The following is a 24,007-nucleotide window of genomic DNA, read 5'->3' on the forward strand; positions in this document are numbered from 1 at the left end:
GGGACGCCTGAACCACCCCGACTCGGCGTACGTTTCCGGGAGGGAAGTCTCCCCTTTCCCCCAGGAGCGGAGGTTGGCATGTCGGCCGATGAGACAGGGACGACACGCCGGAAGGTGCTCTTCCGGAGCGTTGCCGGCGGGTTCGCCGCCATGCTGGGTCTGGTCGGCATCCGGCCGGCACAGGCGTCGGTGGACACGGCGTCGGACGCGACCGATGAGGCGGCTGGCCCGATTCTCGCCAAGACCAGGAGCATCCCGGTTCGCGGCGGAAAGATCATCAAGGGTAAGTACGTCATCACCCAGCCGAAGAAGGGAGTGTTCCGGGCGTTCAGCGCGAAATGCACCCATCAGGGCTGCACGGTGGCGAGCGTCAGCGGCGGCACGATCAACTGTCCCTGCCATGGAAGCAAGTTCAACTTCTCGACCGGAGCCGTGGCGCAGGGCCCGGCCGGCAAACCCCTTCCGCGTAAGAGGATCACGGTCTCCAAGGGCGTCATCCGCCTGAAGTAAGGCCGGCTTCCGGCGCTCCCGCCCAGCGGCAGGGAGCGCCGGACCCCCCGCCATCCGAGCACCTCGATCTGACGGGCCGGGGCGAGCGCGACCTCGAACCGGGACCGGCGACCCGGCTACGCCCGCACCGCGATGCAGCGGATCGGGGCCGGCGCGCGTTCATAGGGCATGAACCATGAGACGGTCGCTCGCGCGTCCGCGCCGCCCCGGGCTGACGCGGTGCTCGCGAGCCTGTATGGCGAGTACCGGCTCGCCCTGGTGCGCCTGGCCATGCTGCTCGTCGGCGACAGGGAGAGCGCCGAGGACATTGTGCAGGATGTCTTCTCCAGGCTGCACGGCAAGCGCTCCGAGACGTTGACGCCGGCGTACATTCGCGTCTGCGTGCTGAACGCCTCCCGCTCGGTCCTGCGCAGGCGCCGCGTGGCCACCAAGGCGGCGCTGGGGCGGACGGCGGACAAGCCGGTGGACTCCGCGGAGACGGCCGCGCTCCTGGGAGAGTCGCGGCAGGAGATGCTGACCGCCCTGAGCCGGCTGCCCAGGCGGCAGCGCGAGGCCCTCGTCCTGCGCTACTACCTCGACCTGTCCGACGCCGACATCGCGCGGGCGACGCGCGTCAGGGAGAGCACCGTGCGGTCCACCGTCTCCAGGGCCCTGGACCGGCTTCAGCGCGAACTGGGAGGAAAGGCATGACTGGCATCGAGGACTGGCTCAGAGACGCGCTGGCCGCCAAGGCCGAGACCATGCGGGACGATGGGCGGCCCCGCGCCCTGCCCGCGCCGCGTGGGCGAGAGCTCAGGTGGTGGGCGCCGGTGGCGGTGGCGGCCGCACTCGTGGTCGTGGTGGCGGGTATCGTCGTCGGGACGCATACGGTCACGTCGCCCGCTCCAGCGGTACGGCCGACACCCTACATCGGCCCCTTCGCGCCGCCGGTCAAGCAGGTGTGGCCGGCCGCGGTGCACGAGATCCCGGCCACGGGGCCGGGCGGCAGGGCGTTCAAGCCGGACGTGTTCGTCACCGACCGGGTGGTGGTGGGCCGGGGGCTCACCAGGAACCGGCTCGACGGGATCTGGTCGTACGACGTGGACCGGCGGAAGTTCACCGGCATCGCGCCGCTCAAGGACCCGGGCGTGATGAACGAACCGGTGGTCTTCGGCGACGGGTACCTGGCGTGGTCGGCGTTCCGCGACCGCCTGACGGAGATCTGGGCGGTGCCGGTCACCGGCGGCGTCCCGCGCCGGATCGCCTCGATCACGGGCGTGCTGACCAGTGAGAACAGCTACTACGGGATCGACCTGGCCATCGCGGGCGGCATGGCCGTGTGGTCGCCGTTCGACGGCGGCGTCTACCGGGTCCCGCTGAAGGGCGGGAAGGCTTCCCTGGTCTCCGGCACGAGGGGCCACTACCTGGTCGAATGGCCGTGGGCCGGGTGGCCTCGGCTGGAGATGACGGACCACCCCATCCCCCGTCCCATGGAGCACCTGAAGAACGTGCTCACCGGCGAGCTCAGGAACGTGGCCCCTCCCACCGGGCGAGCGTCGTGGAACGACTGCGGGGTCACGTGGTGCTTCAACGACCTCGACGCGTGGCGACGCGACGGAACCGGCCTGCGCAAGCTGCCGGGGACGGCCCGAGGGGAGCTCTACTCGGGCCGCTTCGTCCTGCTGCACCAGAGGGACCGTGACGGGAACCAGGCGAACGCCGCCGTACACGACATCGCCACGGGACGCACCGGCCTGCTGTTTCCCACCCCGTCACGCCGGGGCGACAAGGCCTCTCCCACCCTTCACCTACAGGAAGGCATGTTCTGGTTCCTGACAGGGCGGGGCACGCAGGTTCTCGTCAACCTGGCCGCCGCCGGCCGATGAGACGTCGGCGAAGCGGCGCGGCAGAGGGGAACCGGCTCCCTGCTAGCCCCGGCATCGCGGGACCCGGCCGCTCGTCCGCCCTTGCGCGGCCTCGCGGGGACCGACGCTCAGCGGCGGAGTAGCGGTTCTTGCCGCTCGGCGCCGATGGGGTCCGGAGTGAGCAGGCTCCGGGCGTGGGTGATGGCCGCGGGGGTGCCGGGAAAGATCAGGCCGTCTCTGCGCAGGTGGGCGGCTACTCCGAGGGTGGCCAGGACCTGGTCGTGGGCTGGGCGGATGCCTGACAGCAGCACGATGATCCCGCGGTGTTCCAGGCGGGTGATGGCGTCGCCGAGGACCTGGGCGCCGGTGGCGTCGAGGGTGGTCACCCGGGACATCCGCAGGATGACCACGCGGACGTCGGCGATCTCGGTGAGCTCCAGCAGGAACCGGTGGGCGGCGGCGAAGAACAACGGCCCGTCGAACCGGTAGGCGACGATGTGCTCGGCCAGCAGTCGCTGCTCCTGTTCGCTGTGGTCGCCGGCCTCGAGCGGCACCTGCTCCAGCTGGGAAGTCCGGGAGATCGCCCGCAGTGCCAGCACGATCGCCATACCGACGCCTACGGCGACCGCGGTGACCAGGTCCAGGACCACGGTGACCGCGAAGGTCACGACCAGGACGACGCCGTCGCCGCGCGTGGAGCGGGCGATGGCGCGCAGCGAGCCGACCTCGACCATGCGGATCGTCGTGGCCAGCAGCACCCCGGCCAGCGCGGCCAGCGGAATCTGACCGACCAGGCTCGCGGCGGCGTACACGATGAGGGCGAGCACCGCGGCGTGGGCGAGGGCGGCCAGGCGCGAACGGCCCCCGGCGCGGACGTTCACCGCGGTCCGGGCGATCGCTGCGGTCGCGGGGACTCCGCCGAACAACGGGACGACGAGGTTGGCGATGCCCTGACCGAACAGTTCCCGGTCGGGGTCGTGTTTCTCACCGACGCTCATGCCGTCGGCGACGCTCGCGCACAGCAGGCTCTCCAGCGCGGCCAACGCGGCCACGGCCAGCGCCGAGGGGACCAGGGCCGCGAGCGATCCGATGTCGACGAAGCCCAGGGACGGGGCGGGCAGCCCGGCGGGTAGCGCCCCGATCCGGGCGACGTCGATCGGCCACACCGTGGCGACCACGGTCGCCCCGACGATCCCCACCAGGGAGAAGGGGATGGCGGGCCGGACCCGGGCACCGGCCACCATGAGCGCGGCCACCGCCAGCGCCATGATCAGCGGAGCGGCCCGCGGGTGTTCGACATAGCGGGCCAGTGCGTCCGCGGCGACCTGCCACACCTTGTCACCGTGCGCGCCGGTCACCCCCAGGGCGGCCGGCACCTGTTGGAGGGCGATCACCACGGCGATGCCGGCGGTGAATCCTTCGATGACCGGGGTGGGCAGGTAGCGGGCGTAGCGGCCGGCCCGCAGCGCTGCCGCGATCACCAGTACCAGCCCGGCCATCAGGCCGACCATGAGGACCCCGCCGGTGCCGTAGTGGGCGACGATCGGGACAAGGACGACGGTCATCGCACCGGTCGGACCGGACACCTGCAGGTTGCTGCCGCCGAGGACGGCGGCGAGCGCGCCTGCCACGATCGCGGTGACCAGGCCCGCCTGGGCTCCGAGTCCGGAGCTGACGCCGAACGCCAGCGCCAGCGGGAGGGCGACGACGGCGACGATCAGTCCGGCGAGCAGGTCACGGCCCGGGTTGCGGCGTGCGGGATGCCAGTCCGCCCGTACGGGCAGCAAGCCGGGAAGCCGTTTCAGCACGGTCGCTCGGTGGGCTCGGCTTCGGCTTCGCGCGCGGTCGTGTCCGCGACTCCCAGTTCGTGCCTCAGACGGTCCAGGTCGGTGCCGCCGCCGCTGTACTTCAGCTCACGGGCGACCTTCGTCTGCTTGGCCTTGGCCCTGCCGCGTCCCATTGACCTCGCCATTCCTGTCGATGTCGCTATCTATGCAATTGCTAATCTTAGCAACTGATGGACAGAGCCATGCGGGAAGCGGGCGCGGTCGGGCCGCTGGGCGCCGGTTGTGCTTGGCGCCGGGCGATCACCGTGACGGGAGGCGGACAAATGCCACCTCCCGTCACGCGAGGACACCCGGGCGCCGCGCTCCTGGCCGACCGACTCCCGTGGGTGTCCCGACCTAGAAGTCCATGTCGCCGCCGGGCATGGCGGGAGCGGCCGGGGTCTTCTCGGGCTTCTCGGCGATGACCGCCTCGGTGGTGAGGAACAGCGCCGCGATGGAAGCGGCGTTCTGCAGCGCCGAACGGGTGACCTTGGCGGGGTCGATGATGCCCGCCTCGAGCATGTTGACGTACTCGCCGGTCGCGGCGTTGAGGCCGAAGCCCACCTCGATGTTGCGCACGCGCTCGACCACGACGCCGCCCTCAAGGCCGGCGTTGATGGCGATCTGCTTCAGCGGCTCCTCGAGCGCCTTGCGGACGATCGCGGCACCGGTGGCCTCGTCGTTGAACAGCTCCAGCTTGTCGAACGCCTTGGCGCCCGCCTGCAGCAGAGCCACGCCACCGCCGGGCACGATGCCCTCCTCGACGGCCGCCTTCGCGTTGCGAACGGCGTCCTCGATGCGGTGCTTGCGCTCCTTGAGCTCGACCTCGGTCGCCGCGCCGGCCTTGATGACGGCGACGCCGCCGGCCAGCTTGGCGAGGCGCTCCTGGAGCTTCTCGCGGTCGTAGTCGGAGTCGGTGTTCTCGATCTCGGCGCGGATCTGGTTGACCCGGCCGGAGATCTGCTCGGGGTCACCGGCGCCGTCGACGATGGTGGTCTCGTCCTTGGTGATGATGACCTGGCGCGCGCGGCCGAGCAGGTCGAGCGTGGCGGTCTCCAGCTTGAGGCCCACGTCCTCGCTGATGACCTGGCCACCGGTGAGGATGGCGATGTCACCGAGCATGGCCTTGCGGCGGTCGCCGAACCCGGGGGCCTTGACGGCGGCCGACCGGAAGACGCCCTTCATCTTGTTGACGATCAGGGTGGCCAGGGCCTCGCCCTCGACGTCCTCGGCGATGACCAGCAGTGACTTGCCGGCCTGCACGACCTTGTCGAGCAGCGGAAGGACGTCCCTGTTGGCGGAGACCTTGCCGCCCACGATCAGGACGTACGGATCGTCCAGGACCGCTTCGAGCCGGTCGGAGTCGGTGATGAAGAGCGGCGCGATGTAGCCCTTGTCGAAGCGCATGCCCTCGGTGAGCTCAAGCTCCAGGCCGAAGGCGTTGCTCTCCTCGACGGTGATGACGCCTTCCTTGCCGACCTTGTCCATCGCCTCGGCGATCATCTCGCCGATCTGCGTGTCGCCGGCGGAGATGGAGGCGGTCGAAGCGATCTGCTCCTTGGTCTCCACGTCCTTCGCGAGCTTGGAGAGCTCCTCGCTGACGCGCTCGACGGCGGCCTCGATGCCCTTCTTCAGGGACATCGGGTTGGCGCCGGCGGCGACGTTGCGCAGGCCCTCGCGCACCAGCGCCTGGGCGAGCACGGTGGCGGTGGTGGTGCCGTCACCCGCGACGTCGTCGGTCTTCTTCGCGACCTCCTTGACGAGCTCGGCCCCGATCTTCTCCCACGGGTCCTCGAGCTCGATCTCCTTGGCGATCGAGACGCCGTCGTTGGTGATCGTGGGAGCGCCCCACTTCTTCTCCAGCACGACGTTGCGGCCCTTGGGACCCAAGGTCACCTTGACGGCATCGGCGAGCTGGTTCATCCCGCGCTCGAGACCGCGCCGGGCGTCCTCGTTGAACGCAATCATTTTCGAAGCCATTACTGCTCCTGCTCTTGATGGGGCTTGCCGGGACGGCGCCCGCGACGGACGGCCTGCCGGCGGGCGGATGACCCGCGGGCGGACCTCGCCGTCCCGGCACACGCCTTGCGGTTGGCACTCTCCAGGCGTGAGTGCCAGGCGTCCCAGCGCACTCTACCCACAACTTGCGCGGCACGCATATAGTGCGCGCCGCGCAATAACGGGTAGGGTCGGCCCATGAACGACGACGCTATGGACCTCCGGGCGCGCAACCGGCAGGCAACCCGGGAGGCGATCAGCCACGCCGCGCTGCGCCTGGCCATCGAGCAGGGCCCCAACGGGCTGGCCCTTGTGCGCGTCCACGACATCGCCACGGCCGCGGGAGTATCACCCCGCACCTACAACAACTACTTCTCCAGCAGGGAGGAGGCAGTCTGCGCCTTCCAGGCCGACCAGTCCAGGCGCGCGGGGCAGGCGCTGCGCTCCCGGCCCACCGGCGAGCCGCTGGACCAGGCCGTCATCGCGGCCATGATCGAGCTCTACACCGCCCCCGAGCCTGACAAGGCCGGCCTGCGCATGATCATGTCGACGCCGGAACTGGAGGGCGAGGCGCTGAAGGCGTTCACCATGGCGGAGGGCCCGCTCGCCGAGGCGATCGGGGCGCGCACCGGCACTGACCCAGGACGCGACTTGTTCCCCACCGTCATGGCCGCCGCGGTCGCCGGCGCCATCCGCGTGGCGGGGCGGCGCTGGCTCGAACCCGGTAACACCGAATCCTTCGCCACCGTCCTGCGCAGTGCCCTGTCCTGCGTCGTGCCCGCAGCGCCGCCCGAAGGCCCGCGGGGTCGGTGACCAGCACGCGCAGGCCCGCCGTTTAAGACATCGCCGAGCTGGGTGCCATCAGGCCGAATCGATGAAGGATTGACCTGTTCACCAGCGATCTCAGAAGGCGGCCTTGCCGCCGACCGGCACCTCGTCGATGTACTGAGGCTCGCCGGCGAGCAGCGGCTGGAGCTTCGCGACCAGCGCCTTCGCCTCCTCGGTCGTGAAGAACCTGCCGTGGGCCTCTTCGCTGGTCCAGCCTTCGGTGACGTAGACGATGTCCCGGTTGCCGGCCGAGCGGCTGACCAGGAAGACAACGCAGTCCTCGTTCGGCAGGGACGGCGCGTTGAGCAGAAACTCGACCAGCTCGTCACCCTTTCCGGGCTGCGCGGTCATGGTGGCGTGAAAACCGTGGTTGACGGCCATGGGGGCATCTCCTCATTCGTGGAGCTGTTGTGCGCTCCTGGGATATCGACCAGCCCATGTAAGCATCGTGAACAGCGGAAATGCTAGAAAGATACTCCCGACCTCTTGCCTGATCCTATCGTTGCGGCGATTATCGTTTCGTGCTTCAATCGGATCATGGACCTTGATGAGCTGCGTACCTTGCTTGTCCGCCATTCCCGGCCCGACATGACCACCGCCATCGACGGTGTCCTGATCTCGAAGGTCGAGCAGTCGACTCCGCCGTCGCCGTCGATGTCGGGCACAGTGCTGGCACTCATCGCGCAGGGCGCGAAACGGATCGCGCTGGGCGACCGCGTTTACGAGTACCGCGCCGGGCAATACCTGCTCGCCTCGGTCGACATGCCGATCACCGGCCACTTCACCGAGGCCAGCCCCGAGCGGCCGGCAGTGGGCTTCGGCCTGATCCTGCACCCGGCCACCGTCGCCGAGCTGCTGCTGCAGGCGGCCCCCGGAGACCTCCCACCCGCCGGCGGCGGCGCGCCGTCCGGCATGGCCGTCAGCGACGCCTCCGACGCGCTCGTCGACGCGGTGATCAGGCTGCTGCGCCTGCTCGACCAGCCACGCGACATCACCGTGCTGGCACCGCTGATCAAACGGGAGATCCTCTGGCGGCTCATCATCGGTGAACAGGGCGCCGTCGTACGCCAGCTGGGCCTCGCGGACAGCAGCCTCACCCACATCGCCCGGGCGGTCCGGTGGATCCGCGACCACTACACGCGGTCCTTCCGCGTCGAGGACGTGGCGCAACTTGCCGGTATGAGCGTGTCCGCCTTCTACCGCAACTTCCAGGCCGTCACCGCGATGAGCCCCATCCAGTTCCAGAAACAGATCCGGCTGCAGGAGGCCCGGCTCCTGCTCGCCACACACCCCAACGACGTCACCGGCGTCAGCCACCGCGTCGGCTACGACAGCCCATCACAGTTCACCCGCGAGTACCGCCGCCAGTTCGGCGCGCCTCCCAGCCAGGACGCCGCCCGCCTGCGCGGCTCGACGCTCAGCACCGCACCATCCCTGGTTTAAGGCAGGGCGCCCATCGGTGCTGAAACCTGATGAAGCGCTTAGCACCCGCCCGGTCAGCAGGACGGCGAACCCGGTGCGTGGGCGCTGACCAGAACGGCCGTGATGAACAAGCCGACCAGGCACAGCAGCATGCGCTTGCGCGCGATCCGGGCGCTGAGGATCGTAAGGAGCGGCGACCCGACGACCATGCCTAGCGCGTAGACGCTCATCGATCTTCTAGTCGGTGTCGTGGGAGATCAGCAGGGTCAGCACGTTTCCGCGTGGGCTGAGCGCGCCGATCGCGAGCTCTTGGTGCACCCAGTACGGCTGCCGCCTGGTGGTCCTGAACGCCATCCATCGCCATCGGGCGGCGAGCTCGTTGACCCGGTGGACGGACGCCTCGGCGGGGGCGCGCACGAGGCCCGCGACCGACTGCCACGCCCGCAGTCTGCCGTACCCGCCGCGGAGCCCTTGGGAGTGGCTCGCGTCGCAGTAGGCCATGGTGAACAGCTCGTCCACCACCGCGTTCAGGCTCACCCGCTCGCCGTTCAGCGCGACACGGGCGCGAAAGGTGTGCGGTAGGAACGTGTTCACCCCCAGGGGCACCAGTCCCTGGGGCTCGAAACACCGGGGAAGCTCGATGACCATCGCCTCCCCCGGCGAGCTCCAGTGTCGCACCGCGGCGGTGATGAGCCGCCCGTCCTCCCGGGTGCTCACGATCTCGGGCCCGCGGCCCGCAGACCCTCCGCGCGCGAGCCAGGCGTCCCACAACGGGGTGGGGCCATCCCCGTCTCCCCCGGTCGGCGGACCTTCCGGACCGGCCGGGCGCTGAAGGAGCCGCGCGATCTCCGGATGCTCCGGGGCGGGGAGCCGGCGGTAAGGCGTCCAGCCGGGATCGAGGAAGGCCGCGTCGATCCAGCGCTCTGCCCGGGTGCGCTTCAGGGGCAGCCCGGCCAGAGGATGCCCCAGTTCCAGCAGGACGGCCGCGCACCGCACCGCCGAGGGCACCCGGGCCAGGTTGACGCGGCGTACCACCAGTTCCTGCGTCAGGCAGGCGATCAGCTCCGCCCACGCGTCCGGCTCGGCGGGCACGCGCTCCAGCAGGGGCAGGAGATGGTGGACCGGCCGCCGCTCCGCCAGCAGCGCGGCCAGGTCACGGATCCGGCTGAGCTGCCGGTCGCCGCCGTACTGGTCGCGCACCAGCTCGGCCAGCGCTCCAGGGTCGCCTGGGACGTGCGACAGGGCTGGCGTGTGCAGCCCACTTATGATCTCGTGCGAGATCATGCATACCCCTTTGGCGATCCCGCCGTCACGATCGTTCCTCTCATCCCCGCATGGGCTGGACTCTCAACCCCATGAATAGACCGGCGGCCCTGCGCACCGGTTGCGGATGACTGGTGGACCCCACCTGAAGAATTCCTCCACCTTCCATCTCGGTTTCGCGCATGCCCAGTCCGTCTCGGCCACCGGCGCGCTGACCCGGGTCCTCGGGGCGTTGGCCAACGCCGGTTTCCTGGCCGTGGGGCTCGCGGCGGCGACCAGCATGGTCGCGCCGAACGCCAAGGGGCGGGCGACCTCCATCCTGCTCGGGGGCGTCACGCTCGCGTGCATCGCCGGTGTGCCCGCCGGTGCCGTGCTCGGCCAGGCGTTCGGCCCTGGTCGGCCCTCCGCTCCCGAGAATGTCCCCAGCCGCCAGGTAGCGGGGTGAGAGATCACGATTGCGGTTCGTGATCGTTTCGGAGCGGTGAATGTGGCTGGTTGGGCGGTCACGGCCCGACATCGGGTTGGCGATGACGCCGACCGTGGCGTCGGCCACCAGCCGGTGGCGGCTCACCCGCCAGCCGTTGGCGTGCTGCTCGCCTATCGCCTTCCCTGCCTGCCGCCGTCGCGCGTGCCGTCTCCGGGATACGCGTTTCCGCAGCCGCTGACAAGGGTCACGATCGTCATCTGACAAGACCTGCCTGATTCCTCCGGTTTGACGCATGCCGATATCGGAATATGATGGCTCTCATGGCACGAGCAGCGACGACGTCGGACGTCTTCAACGCGATCGCCGAGCCGCAGCGCCGGGAGATCCTGGCACTGCTGCGGGCGGGTGAGCGGCCGGTGACCGAGTTGGCCCAGGAGCTGGGGATGACCCAGCCGGGGGCGTCCAAGCACCTGCGGGTGCTCCGGGAGGTGGGGCTGGTGCGGGACCGCAAGGCGGGCAAGCAGCGCCTGTACGGCCTGGACGCCCGCGGGCTGCGACCGGTCCACGAGTGGACCGGCGGGTTCGAGCTGTTCTGGAACGAGAGCTTCGACCGGCTGGACGCGTACGTGCAGGACCTCAAGCAGGCAAGACAGGAAGAAAGTAACTGATGAGCGAGACGGGACAAGGAGCGCCGGCGCAGTCCGCGACGGCCGACCGCGAGATTGTGATCTCCCGGGTCATCGACGCCCCGCGGGAGCTGGTGTTCGAGGCGTTCACCGAGGTGCGGCACCTGTCGCGGTGGTGGGGGCCGGAGGGGTTCACCACCGCCACGCGGTCCTTCGAGTTCCGCGTCGGCGGGGTGTGGGACTTCGTGATGCACGGGCCGGACGGGACGGACTACCAGGAGTGGATCACCTGGACCGAGATCGTCCCGCCGGAGGGGATCGCGCTGTTGCACGGCGAATACCGCGGCGACCCGAACGCCTTCGAGTCGGTCCTCGCGTTCGCGCCCGACGGGGCGGCGACCCGGATCGAGATGCGCACGGTGTTCCCCACCAAGGAGCTGCGCGACGAAGCGGTCGAGAAGTACCACGCGATCGAGGGCGGCCAGCAGACCCTGAGCAACCTGGCTGCCTACGTCACCGAGATCGTTCGGAAGGGAGTTGAGGGCTGATGGCCGGGAAGGTGTTCTTCAGCGTGTCGATGTCGCTGGACGGTTTCATCGCACCCGAGTCCCTCGGGGATTTGATGGGGCAGCAGTGGATGGAACTGCAGCGGTGGATATTCCCGCTGCGGTTCTTCCGGGAGAACCTGAAGCTCGGCAAGGGCGGCGAAGAAGGGCGCGACAACGACATCGCGCGGGAGACGTTCGAGCGCACCGGCGCGAGCGTGATGGGCAAGCGCATGTTCGACGCCGGCGAGCAGATGTGGCCGGAGGAGGCGCCGTTCCACACGCCGGTGTTCGTCGTGACGCACGAGAAGCGTGACCCCTGGGAGCGGCCGGGCGGGACCACCTTCCACTTCGTCAACGACGGCATCGAGACCGCGCTCGACCAGGCCCGCGAGGCCGCCGGCGACCGAGACGTCCGCATCGCGGGCGGCGGCGCGACGATCCTGGAGTACGTGAACGCCGGCCTGGTCGACGAGTTCTCGATCGCGCTCTCACCCGTGCTGTTCGGCTCCGGAATCCGCCTGTTCGAGGGCGTGGACGCGGGCCGCGTGGCCCTGGAGCCGGTCCGCGCGGAGCCGACGCAGCGGGTGACCCACCTGACCTACGCAGTCCGGGAGCGGTAACTGTCTCGACCTCAGCGCTCCCCCGCCGAGGTCAGCAGCGCGGTGAGATCCTCGACGCTCTGAGCGTCAGGGCCCTCCCCGCTCCCGAACATGTCCCCAGCCGCCGATTAGCTCCCCCGTGACCACGCGGGCTCGCCGTATTCGGCGACGTATGCCGCGTAGTTCTCCGCGAGGATGGCCCGGCCGGCCTCTGCAGGGAGGTGGTCCACCGAGGAGACCGCCGGCACCTGTCGGCTGTCGATGGTGCGCGTCCGGCACCTGAGCCCGGTGCCGCTCGATCGACCGGCCCGACCAGTCGTACTCCGCCGGCAACGTCGGCTCAACCTTCACCTGGCCGGCCATATAGTCCACCGCAGCCTTGGGCAGCTCACCCACGTGCTGCGGGAACCGGCCCTCCTGCTCGAAAAACTTCAGCATCAGGCCGAACCCCAGACGAGTCGCCCCCGTCCTGTTCCCCACCAGCTCCCAGTCGCCGTCCAGCAGCGTCCACGCCGCGATCAGCTCCTCCGGCTCCCACTCCCGACGCACCCGAACCCACCCTCCACCCGACCGCCTCTGACACCAACACGATCAAGTAGAACTCCACCCAACCAGCTACATTCACCGCTCCGAAACGACTACGAACCGCAATCGTGATCTCTCACCCCGCTACCTGGCGGCTAGGGACATGTTCGGGAGCGGAGGGCCGGTCGTACTGCTGCTGGCCGCGCTGGTGAACGCCGCCACCTTCTGCACCTTCACCTATCTGACCCCGCTGGTCATCAACATCAGCGGATTCTCCGAGCGCTGGGTGCCGGTGATGCTGGCGCTGTTCGGTCTCGGATCGTTCGCCGTCGTGACCATCGGCGGTCGCCTGTCGGACACGCGGCCGATGCGGGTCCTCATTCCGGGCGGGATCGCCTTGTTGATGTCCAGTCCGGCACCAAGGGACAGATTGAAAAAATAGGTAGATCGGTCTATTTTTGTGTCATGGGACAGAAGGGCGCCGAGACGCGGGACCGGCTACTGGATGCGACGCAGGCGTTGGTCGAGACCGGGGGATACTTCGGTGCCGGGCTCAACCAGGTGATCGCGGTCAGTGGCGCGCCCCGCGGCTCGCTCTACTTCCATTTCCCCGATGGCAAGGACCAACTGGTCGGCGAGTCCGTACGGCGGGCAGGCCGGGCGATCGGCGATGCCTTGGAGGGCCTGGCCGACTCCAGTCCGTCCGTGGCGGAGTTCGTCGAAGGAGTACTGCGGCACCTGGGCGACCGGCTGGAGGGGTCGGGCTGGCGCAAGGGGTGCCCGGTGGCCACCGTGGCGCTCGAGATGGCCGCCACCAGCGACTCGCTGCAGGAGGCCTGCTCGGAGGTCTACACCTCGTGGGAGAGGGCCCTCCGTGCGCGTCTGGATGGCCATCCAGACGCCGACGACCTCTCGGTCACGATCCTGGCCCTGGTCGAGGGAGCGCTCCTGCTGGCCAGGGCGCACCGCAGCAGGGAGCCGCTGAGTCGTGTCGCCCGCCAGATCACCGCCTTGCTGCGCTGACACGGCCCGCCGCAACCGGCGGGCCTCTTTTCAAGCCTAAAAATATGTAGACCGATCTATTGGAGCCTAATGGACGCGATCGTCTTCGGCGCAACCGGTTTTATCGGCCGTTCCCTCGTCGCCGGGCTGCTTGGCAGGGGGCAGCGGGTGGCGGCAGCCGTACGAAACGACACCCTCACCCCCTGGCTGACCTCCCAAGGCGTCGACACCGGCGGGCTGCTCATCATCGCCGCCGACATCACGCGACCGCTCACGGGCCTGCCCGAAGCGCGCGACGTCTACAACGCCGCCGCGCGCTTCGCGTTCGGCCTCGGAGTGGAGGAGGCGCGAGCGACCAACGTGGCCGGAGCGCTCAACGTGCTCGAATGGGCCGCCGCGCTTCCCGGACTGCGGCGGCTCGTGCACATCAGCGGCTACCGGGTGAGCGCGTTCAGCGGTCGCCCCGACTACGCCAGGCTTGGAGCGTACGAGGCGTCGAAGCTCGAGGCCGATCTCGAGGTGCGGGCCCGGGCCCGCGAGCTGGAAATCCCGCTGACCATCGCCAATCCCAGCACCGTGATCGGGCCGGGCCAGTACATCGGCCTGGCCGCCCTCGTCGAGGACCTGTGGAACGGGCGGCTCCCCGCGATCCCCGGCGGCCCCGACATCTTCCTGCCGATCGTCACGATCGACTACTTCGCGCGTTTTCTGGCGGAGATTCCCGAATCACCTGCGGGTGAGCACTACTGGGTGCTCGACGACACAACTCCCCTCCTGCCCGAACTGATCAGCACGATCGCCGAACATACGGGCGTGCGGGCGCCTCGCCGTACCATCCCCGTCGGCCTCGTACGGCGCCTGCCGCGCAAGATGACCGGCGCCGACCCCGAGACGCTGTCGTTCTTGTCGGCTGACCGCTACCCGACGGCCTCCGCCCGCGCCTTCGCCGCGACCGCCGGCCTGGAGATGCCCCCGGCCGCCGACGCCCTGCGCGCCTGGGCCGACGACCTGGTGGCCACCCGCTTCGGCGCCGGGTCGCCCTGGCTGAGCCCGTACGGCTTCCGCACAGTGGCGGGCAGCCGTACGTGGGTGAGTGGAGAGCGTCACCGCCCCGCCCACGTCCTGCTGCACGGGCTGCCGATGAACGCCGACCTCTGGGCGCCTCTGGCCGCCCGCCTCTCCGGCCCGATCCTGGCCCCCGACCTGCCCGGCTTGGGACGCTCGGCCGCCGCCGTCCAGCCGGTGGACGCGTGGCTGGCCGACCTGCTGAGCCCGGTGCGGACCCGCCCTGCGCTGGTCGCGCACTCGCTGGCCTGCGGGCCCGCGCTCCGCTTCGCCGTCGAACATCCGGAACGCATCAGCAAGCTCGTACTCGTCTCCCCGGCGTTCCTGCAGGCCCCCAGCCCACGGCTCCTCCGCTCGGGCCTGGCCGTGCCGATGATGCGCCGCATGTCCGCCGCTCGCCTGGCCGGGGCGCTCGGCCTCCCAGAGGGGCCGGAGGTGGCGAGCGCCGCAGCGGACCTGCGCCGTCCCGGGGTGGCGCGCCGGGTGATCACGGCTCTGCGCACGGCTTTCGCCGAGCGCGAGCGGTCGCGGGCGCTGCTGGACCGGGTGAGCGTTCCGGTCGAGATCGTCGTGGGCTCGGCTGACCCGCTGGTCGTGGGCGTCGACCACCCAGTGGCCGAGATCGCCGGGGCCGGGCACTACCCGCAGCTCACCCACCCGGCCCAGGTCGCCCGCCACCTCGGCGTGGCATCCCACCCGATCGGCGGATGACTCCAGGAGCCACTGTCAGTCGCCGAGGAGCGCGGCGATGGCGTCGGCGCCGCCTTGGTCCAGCCAGGCGGGGTAGTCCAGCAGGCCGGGGCCGAGGTATGCGGCAGGGCCGGCGAAGGCGGATGGGCCCGCGCGAGCGCGATTCTGGTCAGCCGGTCTTGGCGGCGAATGGGCCGCCGGCGCCGAACGCGAGCCGCGCGAAGTTCTCGCCGATGCGGCGGTGTCCTGCGGGGTCGGGGTGGACCTCGTCGGGCAGCGGCAGTTCGGCGTAGTCCGTCTCGCCGTAAAGGTCACGGCCGTCAAGGTAATGCAGGTTCGGGTCGTCAGCCGCCCGCTGCTCGACGATCCGGGCGAGTTCGTCGCGGATGACGTTGAGCGTCAGGCGCCCGGCGGCGCGTTCGGCTGGGTCGCCCGTGGCCTTGAACCGCAAGGTCCCGCCGTCGAAGTCGGGTGCGAGGGGGCCGGGGGTGTCCTCCTGGACCGGGCACAGGATGGAGGACGCGACCAGCAGCGGCGTGGTCGGATGCCCCTCGCGGATGGTGTCGAGGAAGCCATGGACCGCAGGGGTGAAGGCGCGCAGGCGCATCACGTCGGTGTTGACGACATTGATGCCGATCTTGACGCTGATCAGGTCCGCGGGGGTGTCTCGCATCGCGCGGGCGGTGAACGGGTCGAGCAGCGCGCTGCCGCCGAAGCCCAGATTGACCAGTTCCACTCCGCCCTGGGCGGCGGCCAGGGCCGGCCAGATGGCGGTCGGGTGGGCGGCGTTCGAGCCGTGGCTGATGGAACTGCCGTGGTGCAGCCACACCCTGCGCCCGCTGTCCGGCGCCGGCTCGACCGGGGCGTCGGTGCGCAGGGCGATCAGCTCGGTGATCTCCGTATGAGGAAGCCAGATCTCGACGTCCTTGTCACGCGCGGGCAGATCGGTGAACCGGGCGGTGCCGGGAGGCCCTTCGCGCAGTTCGACGGACTGGGTGGCCATGTCGATCGTGCGGACTTTGCCGCCGGTCACCGTGGCCTGGGCAGCGAGACGGCCGTCGACCAGCAGGTCGTATACGCCGTCCGCCGGGGTCGGGAGACCTCGGTAGGCCCTCTTGGTGGGCAGTGTGTCCAGTTCGATGGTGGTGGCCCGGGTGCGGAAGGCCAACCGCACGCCGGACGGCTGGGCCTCGGCCACGGCCAGCTGGTCGTCAGGGATCTGCCGGCGAGCCCGCGCGGGCAGCCGGTGCGGCAGCAGGCCGTGCGCCGTGCGTTCCACGTCGAGGAAGCCGCGCAGGATGTCCGCGGTGACGGGTGTGGTGATCCAGTCGTGCTCGGTGTTCATTGCCTCAGCCTGTTGATCAAGATTTACGGATTGTTCAGATGCGCCGGTGCGCGGCGCGGCCGGCCGCGTCCGGCGGTGCGGCCCCCGATGGTCGGGGTGTGGTCCAGCTCCGCAGCAGGGCGTCGAGGGAATCCACGATCCAGGACCAGGACTCCTGCGGGTCGACGGCGGTGTGGCTGAAGCCTCCGCCCATCTCCAGGCTGACGTAGCCGTGGAAGACGCTGCCCAGCATCCGGACCGCGTGCGTCTGGTCCGGCTCCGTCAGGTCGTAGCCGCGCAGGATCGCCCGCGTCATCTGTGCGTGCCTGACGCCGGCGCTGGCGGCCGCCGTCTTGGGGTCGAGCCTGAGCTGGGCGGCGGCGTAGCGGCCGGGGTGCTCCCGGGCGTAGTCGCGGTAGGCATCGGCGAAAGCGGCCAGAGCATCCTTGCCGGCGCGCCCGGCCAGGGCGGCGGCGACCCGGTCGGCGAGTTCCTCCAGGGCGAACAGGGCGATCCTGGTCTTGAGGTCCTGGGAGTTCTTCAGGTGCGAGTACAGACTCGCGACCTTGACGTCGAACCGCCGGGCGAGCGCCGAGACGGTCACCTGGTCGAAGCCGACCTCGTCGGCCAGTTCCGCCCCCGCCTGGGTCAGGCGTTCCGTGGTCAGCCCTGCTCGAACCATAGCCTTCCTCCCGTCTAGCGACAATCATTATGCATTTGCCTAAGGGTTTTAGGCAAATCAGCCTGCCGTTCCGCTGCGTCGCCCCAGTCCCGCTGTTCGGCGGCGTCGGCACTGCTCGAATCTCTCGCGCAACACGACACCCCGAACGCCCTCGGTGCGGCGTGGGGGTGCACCAGTGGCGGCCGGAAAATCTGTCGCCGGAGGGCTCGACCATGGGTATGGTCGCCAGGTGCCTGACGCGATCTTCGCTCACCCTCGCCTCGCACCCGTCTATGACGCTTTTGACGGAGATCGCGACGATCTGATGGCCTACCTCGACATCGCCGATGAATTGAGGGCAGGCCGTGTGCTCGATGTCGGTTGTGGGACAGGATGCCTGGCGGTCCTGCTCGCGGACAGCGGCCGCACGGTTGTGGGCGTCGACCCGGCCAGGGCATCGCTTGAGGTCGCGAAGTCGAAGGATCGCACCGGAAGAATCACCTGGGTTCACGGCGATGCCACGACGGTGCCGGCGATCGGTGCCGAGCTTGCGATGATGACAGGGAACGTGGCGCAGGTCTTTCTCACCGATGACGGCTGGAGACGGACTCTCCAGGGCATCCACGCCGCACTTCGCCCAGGTGGTTACCTCGTGTTCGAGACCAGGCGTCCTGAACGTCGGGCATGGGAGGAATGGGCGGTCAACGCCGCCCAGATCACTCGCGATGTTCCAGGGATCGGATCAGTGGAGCGGCGTCTTGAGGTCACCGACGTGAGCCTTCCGTTGGTGACCTTCCGCTATACCTACAGGTTCCTGGCGGACGGCGCCGTCGTCACCTCGGACTCGACCCTCCGGTTTCGCGGCCGCGACGAGGTGGAAACAAGCCTGGTCGCCAACGGCTATCGAGTGCTGGACGTGCGAGAAGCCCCTGATCGCCCAGGCCGCGAGTTCGTGTTCATCGCGGAGCGCGCGACCTGAAGGCGCCGGGCCGCTTCTCCCCTACTCGGCCATTTCTCAACGACGAGGTTTTCACCCGTCGAACGAGACCAATCACCAGCACACGACCCACCCGCCGTCAGCGTCGAGATCCCCGGCACGTACAGCACGGCGATGTCCGCGGACTCCACGGCCTGCGCGTACTCCACATCCGTGGCGGCGGCAAAGCCGTGCTGGTACTCCGCGACGCTGATCGGCTCGACGCCGTTTCGCATCCGGGCGGTGTAGAGGTTCCCGCACAGGTGGTCGACCTCGAGGTGAAGCGGGCAGGGTGCCATGCCGCGGACGTCGAAGAAGCTCAGGCAGCCCTGAAACGATGTGGGTGGTGACCGTTCTCTCTCGCTCCGCGCGCCTGCGGTTCACACCGCGCCGGGTAGCAGCGGGCCGCCACGCCAGGTCGGCATGGGCTGTTCGCCGACGGCGACGTCGTAGGCCGCACGCGCCACCAGGCGGGTGGAATCGAGTGTCGGAAGAGGGGCGATGCCGGGCGTGACCAGCAGCGGAATCTCCGTGCAGACCAGGGCGACCGCGTCACATCCTCGCGCCGCCAGGCGTTCGATGACGCGGAGGTACGCCTGACGCGACGCCTCGGTCACCACGCCGTTCACCAGCTCATCGAAAATGATCCTGTTGACGATGCGGCGGTCTTTCTCATCTGGCACCTCGGTGGCGATGCCCCGCGCATTCAGCGCTCGCGGGTATAGCGGACCATCCATGGTGAACTTGGTGCCCAGCACCCCGACCCGCTGGTGACCGTCGCGGGCTGCCCGCTCGGCGACCACGTCGGCGATGTTCAGGCCGGGCAGGGCAAGATCGGCTCCCGGCACTTCGAGAGCCATGTGCGCCGTGTTGTCCGGGCAGACGAAGAAGTCCGCGCCCGCGTCGGCGAGCCGCTGCACGCTTGTGGCCAGGGTGGTCCGGATCGAGGCGTGATCCCCCGCCTCCCACGCCGGCATGCTGTAGCCGAAGGCGATGTAGTCGAGGGTCACGTCAGGGTGCTCGTGGCGGCCCGTCCGCAGGAACCCTTCCTGGCAGAAGGTGAGAAAGCACAGCGCGGCCCCTTCAGTGCTGTGGGCAACGATGCCGAGGTGGCTCAAGACGGCTCCCGCGATAGAGATGACGGATGGCTCCATCCTGCACCGATCAACCGCCGAGCCTTACTCTGAGGTATCGATAGGTATCGAGCCCATGCCTTGGAGGTATGGATGGATCTCCGGTTGCTCGGTTATGTGATCGCCATCGCCGACGAGGGATCGATCAGTGGCGCGGCCCGTCGCCTCCACGTGACCCAGCCGACCGTAAGCCGGCAACTACGAGAGCTGGAACGGCGGCTGGGCACCGACTTGTTCACTCGGGCGGGTCGCGGACTCATCCCGACAGCGGCAGGTCAGGCGTTGCTGCGCCGGGCCGTGAAAGTCCTGGCCGAGGCCGAAGCCGCCGTGGACGAGGTACGGCTGGCCGCCCAGGGCAAAACCGGATGCCTCACGATCGGCTTCGCCGGATCCGGCATCAACGGCGCGCTGGGCGAAGCCCTCGGGCGCCTCCGGGTACAACTGCCCGACGTCGATCTCCGCTTGGTGGAGCTGTTCGACGACGCCGAGATGTCGGCCGGTGTCCTGGACGGACGTCTCGATGTGGCAGGGCAGCGGCTGCCCGTGCGCGACTCCAGGCTCGCCACCCGAGTCTGGACCCGCGAACCACTCACTCTTTTCCTTCCCACCGCCCACCCGCTCGCGATGACGCGCGAGGCGGTGCCGGTATCGGTGCTCGGCGACATCCCCTTGGTGCTGTGGCCAAGAGAGTCCGCACCCCACTCCCACGACGAGATCATCGCGATGTGCCACCGCGCCGGCATCGTGCCCCGCGTCGGCGCCCAAGGACGCAGCGTGCAGACAATCCTGGCTCTGGTGGCCGCCGGCTTCGGCGCGGCCGTCATGGCCGATTCCTACCGGGTGCTGCACCGAGAAGGCGTGACGCCACGCCGGATCACCGGCACGGTCACCACGCTCCACCTGGTCTGGCGGGCCGACGACATCAGCCCACTCCTCGCCCACTTCCTGACCTCACTGGACGGGCACAAGACTCTCGGCCGAGGGTGAAAGACGAGACCGCAGGTGCCGCAGCCGGCCGGCCGACCACAGCACTCCTGGCGGGAGGCGTGGGCTCAATGGATGCGCTGGGCCATCGCGTGGATCGCAGGGTCGGCGAGGACGATGTCGAGCAGGCCGGGGAAGCGGGCGTCGAGTTCGTCGCGGCGCAGGGTGAGGTAGAGCTTACGGCCCGCGCGGCGCTGGCGGATGACGCCGTTCTCCCGGAGGGAGCGCCAGTGGTGGGTCATGCTCGACTTCGGGACGTCGGGAAGAATTTCGCCGCAGAATCTCTCCTTCCCGTCCGCCAGCGCCTGAGCGATCTCCAGGCGGAGAGGGTGCCCCAAGGCGGCCAGGACACCGACGAGCTCAATGTCATCGATGTTGGGGTGATGCAGCACGGCCATCTGCCCACTGTACGTGATTCTCGTACGGATGGGTGTTGCCGTAGTACACGGGAAGAATCGTTGGCTGGGCAGGCTCAGCACGTTCCCGGGTGTCGAGAATGTGGCACTGGCTCCGTCCCAGGTACACCAGTGGCCACGACGGGCCGCGCGACGAAGAAGGAGAACCACCATGACGATTCAGCGGATGGACAACGTCGGCATCGTCGTCGACGATCTTGAGGCTGCGGTTGCGTTCTTCGTAGAACTCGGCATGGAGCTGGAAGGCAAGGCGCAGATCGAAGGCCTTTGCGCGGACCGCACCGTCGGACTCGACGGCGTCCGGAGCGACATCGCGATGATGCGGACCCCGGACGGCCACAGCAAGCTGGAGCTGACGAAGTACCACACCCCCGCGGCGGTCAGCGCCGAGCCGGAGAACCCGCCGCCCAACACGCTGGGCCTGCATCGTGTCATGTTCGCCGTCGACGACATCGACGACGTCGTCGCCCGCCTGCGCGCCCACGGCGCCGAACTCCTCGGCGAGCTGGCGCAGTACGAGGACAGCTACCGGCTCTGCTACGTCCGCGGCCCCGAGGGGATCATCGTCGCGTTGGCCGAGCAGCTCAGCTAACGGCCCGCCGCGGCCGACCGGTGATCAACCAGAACGATCCGCTGGATGGACCGAGCAGGACAACGGGAGGAATAACCGTGCGACCGAACGAGATCACCGAGGTTCTGAACCGACCGATCAGTCAGGAACTGTTGGCTCGCGACGTGACCCGCTTGGCCTACGTCGCCAACGACGGCACACCCCGCAATGTCCCGATCATCTTTACCTGGAACGGCTCGGAGATCGTCATGTGCACTGCGAAGAACGCTCCGAAGCTCCAGGCCCTGAGCGAGAACCCGATGGTCGCCCTGACGATCGACACCGAGGCGCACCCGCCCAAGATCTTGCTCATCCGCGGCCGGGCCGAGCTGGACTTCGTCGATGGCATCCCGAACGAGTATCTCCAGGTGACCAGCACCTACGAGATGACGCCCGAGCAACGGGTCGAGTGGGAGGCGGAGGTGCGTTCCCTCTACCACGACGGCATGGTCCGGATCGTCGTGACCCCGAACTGGGCGAAGCTGATCGACTTCGAGACGACTCTGCCGAGCGCGGTCGAGGAGCTGGTCCGGCAGCGGGAGGAGCGTCAGCGCGGCTGAGCGGCGGGCGGCCGCTCGCATTGGGTGGATCGCCCACGCCTCAACCCCACCGCGGTACGCGGAGTCTGTGAAGTCCGCCAGGAAATGTCGCGGTGGCATGTCGAGAACCCGCGCGCGGCTCCGTCCCCGGCAGTGAACACGGCCACAATGGGCTGTACCGCACCAAGGAGAAATATGATGGCCAAGTACCTGCTGCTCAAGCACTACCGGGGCGCGCCGGCACCGGTCAACGACGTGCCGATGGACCAATGGACGCCGGAGGAGCTTTCTGCCCACGTGCAGTACATGGTGGACTTCGCCGCTCGGCTCGAGGGCACGGGCGAGTTCGTCGACGGTCAGGCGCTCTCCCCGGAGGGGACGTTCGTCCGCTACGACGGCGAGGGGCGGCCGCCGGTCACTGACGGCCCGTTCGCGGAGACCAAGGACCTGATCGCCGGCTGGATGGTGATCGACGTCGAGACCTACGAGCGGGCGCTCGAGCTGGCCGGCGAGCTGTCCGCGGCTCCGGGCGCGGGTGGCAAGCCGATCCACGAGTGGCTGGAGGTGCGCCCGTTCATGGCCGAGCCGCCAACGGTGATCGAGTGAAGGAGTCGCTGCTGCGGGAGCTGGTGCCCGTGGTGATCGGTGTTCTCGTCCGTCGCGGAGCCGACTTCGCGGCGGCCGAGGATGCCGTGCAGGACGCCCTGGTCGAGGCCGTACGCGTGTGGCCGGAGGACCCGCTGCGAGATCCCAAGGGCTGGCTGATCACCGTGGCCTGGCGTAAGTTCCTCGACGCCGCCCGCGCCGAAGCCTCGCGACGGCACCGCGAGATACGCGTCGAGAGTGAGCCCGAGCCCGGCCCGGGCGAGGCGGCCGATGACACGCTCCAGCTGTACTTCTTGTGCGCGCACCCGTCCCTGACACCGGCTTCGGCCGTCGCGCTCACGCTGCGCGCGGTCGGCGGTCTGACCACACGTCAGATCGCGCAGGCCTACCTCGTGCCGGAGGCGACCATGGCCCAGCGGATCAGCAGGGCCAAGCGAACCGTCTCGGGCGTGCGGTTCAACCGGCCAGGTGACGTCGCCACGGTGCTGCGCGTGCTCTATCTGGTCTTCAACGAGGGCTACTCCGGTGACGTCGACCTCGCAGGCGAGGCGATCCGGCTTACTCGCCAGCTTGCCGCAATGACCAAGCATGAGGAGGTCGCGGGCCTGCTCGCGCTCATGCTGCTCCACCACGCGCGGCGTCCGGCGCGGACCGCTCCCGACGGCAGGCTCGTGCCTCTGGCCGAGCAGGACCGCGGACTGTGGAACACCCGCCTGATCGTCGAGGGCGTCGACGTGCTCCAGGCGGCCCTCGCCCGCGACCGGCTGGGCGAGTTCCAGGCCCAAGCCGCCATCGCCGCGCTCCACGCCGACGCCAGGACGGCCGCCGAGACCGACTGGGTGCAGATCGTCGAGTGGTACGACGAACTGGTGCGCCTCACCGACAACCCGGTGGCCCGCCTCAACCGGGCCGTCGCCGTCGGCGAGGCCGACGGCCCGCGGGCCGGCCTGGCCGCCCTGGCGGAGCTCGACCCCGCCCTGCCCCGCCACACCGCCGCCGCGGCGTACCTGCACGAGCGTGACGGCGACCCAGTCACCGCGGCACGGCTCTACGCCCAAGCCGCCCGATCAGCACCCAACCTCCCCGAACGCGACCACCTCACGCGACAGGCCGCACGACTCAACGCCCAACTGCGCAGTTGAGCGGGGGCACCAGGCATTCACCGCCCCGACCGGATGTCCGCCCGCTCGCACGGCGAGTTCGTCCTGCCGATCCTCGCCCTCGGCGGCGACATGAGCAACTATGCGACCCTGCGCGACAGCCTGCCCACCAAGGGCACCCACGTGGGCGTGGTCGAAGTCGCCGACTGCGGTCACTACATCCCCGAGGAACGGCCCCAGGTCGTCATTGACGAGTTGACCGACTTCGTCGCCTGACCGTCAAGGCCGAGTTTCGATTAACGACGGTGGACTTTCGTCGCTGAATGAGAGAAGCGTCGAGGAGTCGACCGTAATATCTAGACAGTTTGTACGTAACATTCTAGGCTCGCACCAGAATGACCCGCAAAGTTAGCGAAAGTCAGCGAACCACCTCATCCATGGGGCTTGGCACCGTACGGCGGCGGCCGGGGCAGGCGCGCGCCGTA

Annotated in this window: 29 protein-coding genes and 1 pseudogene; 19 read left to right on the plus strand and 11 right to left on the minus strand. The window is 69.3% G+C overall.

Translation table 11 applies throughout. The annotated features are described in order from the left end of the window. The first annotated feature begins 78 nt into the window (after positions 1–78). The 3 genes from ACOZ38_RS20395 to ACOZ38_RS20405 all read left to right on the plus strand — a co-directional run bounded on the left by ACOZ38_RS20395 (position 79) and on the right by ACOZ38_RS20405 (position 2,375). Positions 79–510 carry a Rieske (2Fe-2S) protein gene (locus ACOZ38_RS20395; RefSeq protein WP_405148871.1) on the plus strand — a complete coding sequence of 144 codons (432 nt, stop codon included), beginning with the start codon at positions 79–81 and terminating at the stop codon, positions 508–510. A gap of 168 nt (positions 511–678) precedes the next feature. Next, the gene (locus tag ACOZ38_RS20400; RefSeq protein ID WP_424532681.1) at positions 679–1,200 is read left to right on the plus strand and encodes an RNA polymerase sigma factor; all 522 of its coding nucleotides are present in this window, start codon (positions 679–681) and stop codon (positions 1,198–1,200) included. Then, positions 1,197–2,375: a hypothetical protein gene (locus tag ACOZ38_RS20405; protein ID WP_424532683.1), complete on the plus strand. Its 1,179-nt coding sequence runs from the start codon at positions 1,197–1,199 to the stop codon at positions 2,373–2,375. Before ACOZ38_RS20400 ends, ACOZ38_RS20405 begins: the two co-directional genes overlap by 4 nt. Positions 2,376–2,482: 107 nt before the next feature. Here ACOZ38_RS20405 and ACOZ38_RS20410 read toward each other — a convergent pair whose 3' ends face one another. From ACOZ38_RS20410 to groL, 3 genes are all read right to left on the minus strand, one after another. Beyond that, a complete protein-coding gene (locus ACOZ38_RS20410) occupies positions 2,483–4,162 on the minus strand; it encodes a SulP family inorganic anion transporter (protein WP_424532685.1) in 1,680 nt (559 codons plus the stop codon). Continuing rightward, a complete protein-coding gene (locus ACOZ38_RS20415; RefSeq protein WP_405148863.1) occupies positions 4,156–4,314 on the minus strand; it encodes a DUF3073 domain-containing protein in 159 nt (52 codons plus the stop codon). The genes ACOZ38_RS20410 and ACOZ38_RS20415 overlap by 7 nt, the downstream gene beginning before the upstream one ends. Positions 4,315–4,537: 223 nt before the next feature. Beyond that, on the minus strand, positions 4,538–6,160 hold the full coding sequence (groL, locus tag ACOZ38_RS20420; RefSeq protein WP_424532686.1) for a chaperonin GroEL: 1,623 nt from the start codon (positions 6,158–6,160) through the stop codon (positions 4,538–4,540). A 216-nt stretch (positions 6,161–6,376) separates the two neighbouring features. Between groL and ACOZ38_RS20425 the strand changes: the two genes are divergently transcribed. Beyond that, positions 6,377–6,991: a TetR/AcrR family transcriptional regulator gene (locus ACOZ38_RS20425; RefSeq protein ID WP_424532688.1), complete on the plus strand. Its 615-nt coding sequence runs from the start codon at positions 6,377–6,379 to the stop codon at positions 6,989–6,991. Positions 6,992–7,081: 90 nt separating this feature from the next. Here ACOZ38_RS20425 and ACOZ38_RS20430 read toward each other — a convergent pair whose 3' ends face one another. Then, positions 7,082–7,387 (minus strand): putative quinol monooxygenase, encoded by a 306-nt coding sequence (locus tag ACOZ38_RS20430; protein WP_424532689.1) that lies wholly within the window; start codon positions 7,385–7,387, stop codon positions 7,082–7,084. Between the two features lie 156 nt (positions 7,388–7,543). Between ACOZ38_RS20430 and ACOZ38_RS20435 the strand changes: the two genes are divergently transcribed. Further along, positions 7,544–8,449: an AraC family transcriptional regulator gene (locus tag ACOZ38_RS20435; protein WP_424532691.1), complete on the plus strand. Its 906-nt coding sequence runs from the start codon at positions 7,544–7,546 to the stop codon at positions 8,447–8,449. A 53-nt stretch (positions 8,450–8,502) separates the two neighbouring features. On the opposite strand, the gene ACOZ38_RS20440 is transcribed toward ACOZ38_RS20435, so the two are convergent. Together ACOZ38_RS20440 and ACOZ38_RS20445 are read right to left on the minus strand one after the other, a co-directional pair. Continuing rightward, positions 8,503–8,658 (minus strand): hypothetical protein, encoded by a 156-nt coding sequence (locus ACOZ38_RS20440; protein ID WP_424532693.1) that lies wholly within the window; start codon positions 8,656–8,658, stop codon positions 8,503–8,505. 7 nt (positions 8,659–8,665) lie between these two features. Continuing rightward, a complete protein-coding gene (locus tag ACOZ38_RS20445) occupies positions 8,666–9,712 on the minus strand; it encodes a DUF6183 family protein (RefSeq protein WP_424532694.1) in 1,047 nt (348 codons plus the stop codon). Positions 9,713–9,902: 190 nt separating this feature from the next. Here ACOZ38_RS20445 and ACOZ38_RS20450 point away from each other — a divergent pair. The 4 genes and pseudogenes from ACOZ38_RS20450 to ACOZ38_RS20465 all read left to right on the plus strand — a co-directional run. Then, positions 9,903–10,082: pseudogene (locus ACOZ38_RS20450) on the plus strand (Cmx/CmrA family chloramphenicol efflux MFS transporter); the annotation flags it as partial. A gap of 356 nt (positions 10,083–10,438) precedes the next feature. Beyond that, positions 10,439–10,786, plus strand: a complete 348-nt coding sequence (locus ACOZ38_RS20455) for an ArsR/SmtB family transcription factor (RefSeq protein ID WP_424532695.1) — start codon at positions 10,439–10,441, stop codon at positions 10,784–10,786. Then, a complete protein-coding gene (locus ACOZ38_RS20460) occupies positions 10,786–11,292 on the plus strand; it encodes an SRPBCC family protein (RefSeq protein WP_424532697.1) in 507 nt (168 codons plus the stop codon). The genes ACOZ38_RS20455 and ACOZ38_RS20460 overlap by 1 nt, the downstream gene beginning before the upstream one ends. Beyond that, complete coding sequence (locus ACOZ38_RS20465; protein ID WP_424532698.1) at positions 11,292–11,912, plus strand: dihydrofolate reductase family protein; 621 nt, start codon at positions 11,292–11,294, stop codon at positions 11,910–11,912. The genes ACOZ38_RS20460 and ACOZ38_RS20465 overlap by 1 nt, the downstream gene beginning before the upstream one ends. Positions 11,913–11,978: 66 nt before the next feature. Here ACOZ38_RS20465 and ACOZ38_RS20470 read toward each other — a convergent pair whose 3' ends face one another. Then, positions 11,979–12,440 (minus strand): DUF4158 domain-containing protein, encoded by a 462-nt coding sequence (locus ACOZ38_RS20470; RefSeq protein WP_424532700.1) that lies wholly within the window; start codon positions 12,438–12,440, stop codon positions 11,979–11,981. 139 nt (positions 12,441–12,579) lie between these two features. Here ACOZ38_RS20470 and ACOZ38_RS20475 point away from each other — a divergent pair, with 139 nt between their 5' ends. The 3 genes from ACOZ38_RS20475 to ACOZ38_RS20485 all read left to right on the plus strand — a co-directional run bounded on the left by ACOZ38_RS20475 (position 12,580) and on the right by ACOZ38_RS20485 (position 15,194). Then, positions 12,580–12,858, plus strand: a complete 279-nt coding sequence (locus ACOZ38_RS20475; RefSeq protein ID WP_424532701.1) for a hypothetical protein — start codon at positions 12,580–12,582, stop codon at positions 12,856–12,858. Positions 12,859–12,881: 23 nt separating this feature from the next. Further along, complete coding sequence (locus ACOZ38_RS20480; RefSeq protein ID WP_424532703.1) at positions 12,882–13,439, plus strand: TetR/AcrR family transcriptional regulator; 558 nt, start codon at positions 12,882–12,884, stop codon at positions 13,437–13,439. Positions 13,440–13,508: 69 nt separating this feature from the next. After that, the gene (locus ACOZ38_RS20485; RefSeq protein WP_424532705.1) at positions 13,509–15,194 is read left to right on the plus strand and encodes an alpha/beta fold hydrolase; all 1,686 of its coding nucleotides are present in this window, start codon (positions 13,509–13,511) and stop codon (positions 15,192–15,194) included. Between the two features lie 148 nt (positions 15,195–15,342). Here ACOZ38_RS20485 and ACOZ38_RS20490 read toward each other — a convergent pair whose 3' ends face one another. Next, entirely contained in the window at positions 15,343–16,518 is a 1,176-nt protein-coding gene (locus tag ACOZ38_RS20490; protein WP_424532707.1) for a GDSL-type esterase/lipase family protein, read from the minus strand. 34 nt (positions 16,519–16,552) lie between these two features. Next, complete coding sequence (locus ACOZ38_RS20495) at positions 16,553–17,179, minus strand: TetR/AcrR family transcriptional regulator (protein ID WP_424532709.1); 627 nt, start codon at positions 17,177–17,179, stop codon at positions 16,553–16,555. A gap of 229 nt (positions 17,180–17,408) precedes the next feature. Between ACOZ38_RS20495 and ACOZ38_RS20500 the strand changes: the two genes are divergently transcribed. After that, a complete protein-coding gene (locus ACOZ38_RS20500; protein WP_424532710.1) occupies positions 17,409–18,137 on the plus strand; it encodes a class I SAM-dependent methyltransferase in 729 nt (242 codons plus the stop codon). A gap of 377 nt (positions 18,138–18,514) precedes the next feature. Here ACOZ38_RS20500 and ACOZ38_RS20505 read toward each other — a convergent pair whose 3' ends face one another. Beyond that, positions 18,515–19,252, minus strand: coding sequence for an aspartate/glutamate racemase family protein (locus ACOZ38_RS20505; protein ID WP_424532712.1), 738 nt, complete (start codon positions 19,250–19,252; stop codon positions 18,515–18,517). Between the two features lie 108 nt (positions 19,253–19,360). Between ACOZ38_RS20505 and ACOZ38_RS20510 the strand changes: the two genes are divergently transcribed. Further along, on the plus strand, positions 19,361–20,254 hold the full coding sequence (locus ACOZ38_RS20510; protein ID WP_424532714.1) for a LysR family transcriptional regulator: 894 nt from the start codon (positions 19,361–19,363) through the stop codon (positions 20,252–20,254). A 65-nt stretch (positions 20,255–20,319) separates the two neighbouring features. Here ACOZ38_RS20510 and ACOZ38_RS20515 read toward each other — a convergent pair whose 3' ends face one another. Further along, positions 20,320–20,649, minus strand: coding sequence for an ArsR/SmtB family transcription factor (locus tag ACOZ38_RS20515; protein WP_405148840.1), 330 nt, complete (start codon positions 20,647–20,649; stop codon positions 20,320–20,322). A gap of 184 nt (positions 20,650–20,833) precedes the next feature. On the opposite strand from ACOZ38_RS20515, the gene ACOZ38_RS20520 reads away from it, so the two are divergent. The 5 genes from ACOZ38_RS20520 to ACOZ38_RS20540 all read left to right on the plus strand — a co-directional run bounded on the left by ACOZ38_RS20520 (position 20,834) and on the right by ACOZ38_RS20540 (position 23,798). Then, positions 20,834–21,259, plus strand: coding sequence for a VOC family protein (locus ACOZ38_RS20520; RefSeq protein WP_424537055.1), 426 nt, complete (start codon positions 20,834–20,836; stop codon positions 21,257–21,259). A 77-nt stretch (positions 21,260–21,336) separates the two neighbouring features. After that, positions 21,337–21,837, plus strand: a complete 501-nt coding sequence (locus tag ACOZ38_RS20525; RefSeq protein ID WP_424532717.1) for a pyridoxamine 5'-phosphate oxidase family protein — start codon at positions 21,337–21,339, stop codon at positions 21,835–21,837. 177 nt (positions 21,838–22,014) lie between these two features. Then, positions 22,015–22,422 (plus strand): YciI family protein, encoded by a 408-nt coding sequence (locus ACOZ38_RS20530; protein ID WP_424537056.1) that lies wholly within the window; start codon positions 22,015–22,017, stop codon positions 22,420–22,422. Continuing rightward, complete coding sequence (locus ACOZ38_RS20535) at positions 22,419–23,564, plus strand: RNA polymerase sigma factor (protein ID WP_424532718.1); 1,146 nt, start codon at positions 22,419–22,421, stop codon at positions 23,562–23,564. The genes ACOZ38_RS20530 and ACOZ38_RS20535 overlap by 4 nt, the downstream gene beginning before the upstream one ends. A gap of 33 nt (positions 23,565–23,597) precedes the next feature. Continuing rightward, positions 23,598–23,798 (plus strand): alpha/beta fold hydrolase, encoded by a 201-nt coding sequence (locus tag ACOZ38_RS20540; protein ID WP_424532720.1) that lies wholly within the window; start codon positions 23,598–23,600, stop codon positions 23,796–23,798. The last annotated feature ends 209 nt before the right edge of the window (positions 23,799–24,007 follow it).

The organism is Sphaerisporangium viridialbum (assembly GCF_049674955.1).
GTDB classification, from domain to species: Bacteria; Actinomycetota; Actinomycetes; order Streptosporangiales; family Streptosporangiaceae; genus Sphaerisporangium; species Sphaerisporangium viridialbum.